Here is a 4,368-nt window from a genome sequence, read left to right as displayed (position 1 = left end):
TCTTTTGAAACTTATCACGTACCGCAATTATATTAGATTCCTTCTCATCTGTTATCTCTATATTCCTTATTAAATTAATTTTATCTATAATTTGATCCTTTGTTTTTTCTTCATATTTATTTAAATCTATAGGATCTTCATTATATTTATTTACTATTAACTCAGCTGCTCTATAACTTCCTACTTGAGTAGAGTTTAATGCACTGCCACCAGGTCTATATATTCCAAGTGTTCCATTAACCTCTCCAACTGGGAAGAAATGTCCTAAATTACTTTCCCACCATTTATTTCCTTTTAATCCACCATTCTGATGTTGAGCACAGACATCTATTTCTAAATATTCTTTTTCTATATCTATATTATTATTTCTATATAAATCTATAGCTAATGGATTCATTTTAAATAATCTTTCTATAGGGGTTTTTAAAAATGCATCTGAATTTTCTAGATATTCATATGCTTCTTTTCCTAGAAGTTTAAAATCTAAGCTCCCATCTTTAGTAGCGCAATTTGGATTCTTAGTAAAGTCTAGGAACACCCTTCTTCCTTTAATTTGAGTTTCCATATATATAAGCATATCTATCATGGAAGATCCATTATCTGCAAGTTTCCTTGAGTCAAATGGCCATTGATATCCTTTTAAAAATGTAGCATCTAATAAATGGGTTGGGTTTTCAAAATAATCTTCTAAAAACTCTCTTTCATCATTTCCATCTTGATCTGTCGATATATATCTTGGAATAACTTGTTGATAAGTCCCAGATAAATTCCATCTGAACTTTGTAGAAGCTATTCCATATTGCCATTCTGTTAAATTATCCCCATGAGCCCCTGCTTCAAGTGCTATTCCGGTTGCCCCAGATTGACTCTTTGGGAAAACTGAACTGTAATATGTAGAGGCAGGCCCACCTGTTCCATAGATAATATTTTTACAATTAAATAAAGTTAAGCCAAAATTTTCTTTATCAAGGTCCTTGATATCTATTGCTAATACTCCTATAGCATCTTTATTTTTGTTATCCTTTAGTATTGATATAACTAAAAACCTATCAAATATATCTGTACCATTTTCTAATACTTCTCTTTCTAATTCTTCAGTCATATACTTAGATGTAAGAGGACCAACAGAACTGGCTCTACTATTCTCATCGTGATCCGTCATATATCCTACATATTGCCCATATTTATCATGTGGGAATGGGACACCAATATCTACAAGTTTATAGAATCCTTTTAATGAAAGAGCTGCTTCTACTAATGCTATATCTCCGTGCATTGCTCCACCACTAAACAAAGTTTCCGCCATCTTTAAAGGACTGTCTGAATCTTTTATAGAAGTAGATTGTTTATAATACGTTTGTTTATCTGAACCAGTATTTCTTGAAGTTCCCCTCTTCATTCCTTCAGTTATAATAGCTATATTTTTTTGTCCCATTTTAAATAAACTATCTGCCGCATTAAAACTTGCAGCTCCTGAACCTACAATCACCGTGTTATAATCATACACATCAATATCTAGGTCATCAATCTTAATTCTATTTTTATGCATTAAACTTATAACCTCCTTATATGAAATCCACCATCTAGATTTAATACATCACCTGTTGAATAACACATTTTAGGTGAACAAAGTACACTTACAGCTCCTGCGATATCTTTAGGAGTCCCCCATCTTTTTATCGGAAGTATCCCCTCTTCATTAATTAAAGCATCATATTTATCAGTTACACCAGATGTCATATCTGTTTTTATAATACCCGGTCTGATCTCATATACGAATATTCCTTCTTCAGCTAATCTATCTGCGAAAAGTGTAGTTACCATACTAATTCCTGCTTTTGATATACAGTATTCTCCTCTATTAACTGAAGAAGTGTAAGCGGACATAGATGATATATTTATAATCTTAGGTGGAAAATTGTTTTTCTCTTGTCCAATCATTATATTAGCAACTGTTTGAGTCATAAAGTAAGTTCCTTTTAAATTAGTATCGACTACAAAATCAAAGCTTTCAGGAGTTGTTTTAAGTATGTCATTTCTTTCCTTAGGAGCTACCCCTGCATTATTAACTAATACATCTATTCTTCCAAATATAGATACAACTTCTTCAATACTATCTTTTATTCTCTCAATATCATTAAGATCTGTTGAAATAAATTTTACTTTTTCTTGAGACAACTCTATTAGCTCGTCTACCTTTGGATTTCTCGTCCTTCCCAAACAGGCTACAGAAAATCCATCCTCATATAATTCCTGAACTATACCAAGTCCTATCCCTTTTGTTCCACCTGTAACTACTGCAACTTTACCCATGTTTAGTTCTTCTCCTCCTTTTTCATTTCTTGATAAATAGGTAAATAGATCTCTCTATCTCTGATGACACATCCACAAGTACCTATTTTAGATTTCATTTCACTACATTTACTACAAGATATACAAACTTTGTTCTTTTCCATTTTCCCATTATTTAATATATCTTTAGCAAAATCAGGATATGCAATACCTTCTCTACCAAATCCAACTATCTTACATAATCCATTTTCTAAACTACCTGCCCCTACATAGGAAGCTAGGTCTCTAAACCAACTGTAGCCTACTCCTACTATATTAATATCTGGAAAACTCTTCTGAATATCCCCCACACCATTTATCAATCTATTACAACTTACAATGACCTTTTCATCTGGAGTATAAGTACCTATATCATAAGGTTTATTAATATGTGGAACAAAATATGGATTACCCATCGTTAAACCTATTAGCTCTACACCTTTCTCTGTTAAAATTTTTATAAGTTTTTTAGGCTCTTCTAAATCTATTTCCTTTTCATCTTTTTCTGACATTCCCCATCCTTGTGGATAAGGTACAACATCTGTTGCGTTGAGTCTAGATGCTATTAATAATCCATTACAATCTTCATCATTTTTTATTCTATCTACTATATCTACCATAAGTCTGATTCTGTTTTCAAAGCTTCCACCATATTTACCTTCTCTTTCGTAAGCAGATAATAGCTCTGATAATAAGTATCCATGACAAGCTTTGATATCTATTCCATCAAATCCTGCCTTTTTAGCTAGTCTAGCAGCTTGTACAAAACTTTCTTCCACTTCTTTCAGGTATTCATCAGTCACTACCGGCAAATCCTCATCAATTCCTAATTTATCATCTAACAGTTTCTTATGTGTAGCAATAATAGGTCTACTCTTTCCATTTACCTTACAATATCGACCAGAATGATTTAATTGAAGAATTGTTATAGGATTGTAATTCTCACCAAATTCTTCTTTAGCAGAAGTTTTAATCAAATCATTTAATTTTTTAAACTCATCTAAATTTTCTTCCGTTAATAACAATTGTTTGTCATTAGATCTTCCATCCTTAGAAACACTAACAGCTTCTAACCATATAAGTCCTGCTCCTCCCTTAGCAATCCTTTTATATTTTCTATATGTAAGTTCCGTTGGTTTACCATCTTCAGTAGAGTCTCCACCTTCCATTGGAAGACTAGCTATAGAATTAGGTATTATATAATCTCCAATATTCACTTTTGTTTTAAATAAATCCAAATTCTCTGATACTTTAATGTCTAGCTCCATTTCTCTTATGTCTTTTTCTAATTCTTCCAGGGTCTTATATTTGAAATTTCCACTACTTTTACATGTCATACCTGCCAAGCATATCAACTCCCAATTTATTAATTTAAAATCTTATTCTTTAAAATCTAATTCTTAATTACTTTATATTTAAACTAAACCTAATACTTCTGCTATATTTTATTTATCCAGTTTAGACCACCGTATTGATTTCATGTAACTAAACTAAATGATAATTAGATACCAAATATTATAATGCACTTGTTTTTAGCTTGAATATCTCTCAATTACTTAGTTTTATATAGTGATACTATAGTTCACAATGTGGATGAATGACATCAGTATACTATACAAGGAAAACAATTGCAAGAACATTTTTAATTTTTTTTAATTCTTATATAAAATTAAAAAAGCTTGGATATATTAGTTACTGTATCCAAGCTCTTTTGATATCTTATCAGCATATTTTTTTACTTCTTTACCTATTTTTTCCACTCTATCTTTAGTAACCCTAATAGTAGGTCCTGAGATACTAATGGCTCCTTCTACTTCTCCTTTATGATTAAAAACGGGAGCACCTATACACCTAACCTCTAACTCATTTTCTTCGTCATCCTCTGCATATCCCTGTTTCCTTACTATATCTAATTCTTTTTTTAACTCTTCGAAATCAGTAATTGTATTTTTAGTTAACTTTTGAATACTACTATTCTGCCATATTTTTTTCACTTCTTCTTCATCCATAAATGCTAAGATTACCTTTCCTACTGAC

4 protein-coding genes are annotated in these 4,368 nt (G+C 31.3%); all 4 read right to left on the bottom strand.

Annotated features, from left to right (window positions below; translation table 11 throughout):
- Nucleotides 1-1,549: FAD-binding protein (locus tag VK071_04295; protein ID HLR34533.1), on the bottom strand; the 1,549-nt coding region annotated here is incomplete at its 3' end.
- Nucleotides 1,550-1,554: 5 nt separating this feature from the next.
- Nucleotides 1,555-2,313: a 3-ketoacyl-ACP reductase gene (locus tag VK071_04290; GenBank protein ID HLR34532.1), complete on the bottom strand. Its 759-nt coding sequence runs from the start codon at nucleotides 2,311-2,313 to the stop codon at nucleotides 1,555-1,557.
- Between the two features lie 2 nt (nucleotides 2,314-2,315).
- Nucleotides 2,316-3,668 (bottom strand): hypothetical protein, encoded by a 1,353-nt coding sequence (locus VK071_04285; protein HLR34531.1) that lies wholly within the window; start codon nucleotides 3,666-3,668, stop codon nucleotides 2,316-2,318.
- Nucleotides 3,669-4,019: 351 nt separating this feature from the next.
- On the bottom strand, nucleotides 4,020-4,368 hold a 349-nt coding region (locus tag VK071_04280), incomplete at its 5' end, for an IclR family transcriptional regulator C-terminal domain-containing protein (GenBank protein HLR34530.1).

The sequence above is a fragment of the Tissierellales bacterium genome (genome assembly GCA_035301805.1).
In the GTDB taxonomy this organism is placed as follows: domain Bacteria; phylum Bacillota; class Clostridia; order Tissierellales; family DATGTQ01; genus DATGTQ01.
Note: the sequence above shows the minus strand (reverse complement) of the source record. Positions and strands in the feature narration are given on the sequence as shown.